This window comes from Protofrankia sp. CiT1, from assembly GCF_917627335.1.
In the GTDB taxonomy this organism is placed as follows: domain Bacteria; phylum Actinomycetota; class Actinomycetes; order Frankiales; family Frankiaceae; genus Protofrankia.
Map to the genome: position 1 here is coordinate 5,638 of NZ_CAKJTP010000192.1, position 1,198 is coordinate 6,835.

2 protein-coding genes are annotated in these 1,198 nt (G+C 70.1%); both read left to right on the forward strand.

The annotated features are described in order from the left end of the window. A partial coding sequence (locus MJ785_RS19530) for an alpha-ketoacid dehydrogenase subunit beta (protein ID WP_370652995.1) occupies positions 1–997 on the forward strand: 997 nt, incomplete at its 5' end. A 4-nt stretch (positions 998–1,001) separates the two neighbouring features. Next, the coding region (locus MJ785_RS19535) for a lipoyl domain-containing protein (protein WP_239382168.1) at positions 1,002–1,198 on the forward strand (197 nt) is incomplete at its 3' end.

Genomic DNA, 1,198 nt, shown 5'->3' on the forward strand with positions numbered 1-1,198 from the left:
AGCTCCACGGCCGATGACACGCACCCTGACCTACGTCAAAGCGTTCAACGAGGGCCTCGCGCAGGTCATGCGCGCCGACGACGACGTGTTCGTGGCCGGCGAGGATGTCGCCGGCTACGGCGGGGTCTTCCACATGTTCGACGGGCTGCTGTCGGAGTTCGGGCCGCGCCGTGTTGTGGACACCCCCATCTCCGAAGCGGCGATCATCGGCCTCGGTGTGGGCGCCGCCGCCCGTGGCCTGCGGCCGGTGTGCGACCTGATGTTCATGGACTTCCTCGGCGTCTGCATGGACCAGGTGGTCAACCAGGCGGCGAAGATGAAGTTCATGTACGGCGGCTCGGTCAGCGTCCCACTCACGATCACGACCGCGGCGGGCGCCGGGCTCAGCGCCGCCGCGCAGCACTCCCAGAGCCTGGAAGCATGGCTCGCGCACACCCCGGGCCTCAAGGTGCTCATGCCCGCCACCCCGGTGGACGCCAAAGGGATGATCGTCTCCGCTGTACGCGACGACAACCCGGTCATCGTGATGCTCAACAAGGCGCTGCTCGGATCCAGGGGCGAGGTGCCCGAGGAGATCTACGAGGTGCCGATCGGCACGGCCGCCACGCTGCGCACCGGTGACGACGTCACCGTCGTGGCCCTGGGCCGGATGACCGTCGAGGCGCTGGCCGCCGCCGAGGAGCTCGCGGCCGAGGGCGTCTCGGTCGAGGTCATCGACCCCCGCACCGTGCAGCCGCTGGACAGCGAGACGATCGTGCAGTCGGTGGTGCGCACCAACCGGGTGCTCGTGGTGCACGAGGCTGTACGGTTCGGTGGCATCGGCGCGGAGATCGCCGCGCAGGTCCAGGAGGCCGCTTTCGACTACCTCGACGCGCCGGTGTCGCGCCTGGGCGCGCCGTTCACCCCGGTGCCGTTCAGCCCGGTGCTGGAGCGGGCGTACATCCCCGACCGCACCCGGATAGCCGACGGCTGCCGCCGGCTGCTCGCCCGAGGCTGACGCCATGGCTGTCGAGGTGCTGCTGCCCAAGCTCGGGCTGACGATGCGGGAAGGCACGATCACCGAGTGGCTCGTGCCGGCCGGTGGTCTGGTCCGTCCCGGTGATGTGATCATGAGGCTCGCCACCGACAAGGTCGACGCGGATGTCGAGGCCGAGGGGGAGGGACTCTTCCATCCGGTCGTCGCGGCCGGGGCCACGCC